Origin of the sequence: Pseudoalteromonas aurantia, assembly GCF_005886875.1 — a bacterium.
Lineage (GTDB): Bacteria > Pseudomonadota > Gammaproteobacteria > Enterobacterales > Alteromonadaceae > Pseudoalteromonas > Pseudoalteromonas aurantia_A.
In genome coordinates, this window is sequence record NZ_PNBY01000265.1 from 1 (window position 1) to 263 (window position 263).

At 47.5% G+C, this 263-nt stretch carries 1 pseudogene; it reads right to left on the minus strand.

The annotated features are described in order from the left end of the window. Window positions 1–263 (minus strand): annotated as a pseudogene (locus tag CWC18_RS20900) (2-aminoethylphosphonate--pyruvate transaminase); the annotation flags it as partial.

Below are 263 nucleotides of genomic sequence, written 5' to 3' on the forward strand. Positions count from 1 at the left end.
TCAGCTGCTCATAAAAGCGGCGGAAATCATAGTCAGGGTGTTCGGGAGAATAAAATGAGGTAATGAAAGGCGAGTGCAGTTCATTAGGTAACAGACATCGAAACCCTAACTCATTCATACCCTGAACCAGCAGACTCTGATTGCTTGAATAGCGCTTATAGCGGGCCGCAATCCCTCCTTCTTCATCCAGCTCTGCCAGAGCCTGATGAAAAGCCCTCACGGTATGGGTTGGAGAAGTAAAACGCCACTTGCCCTTATTCTTT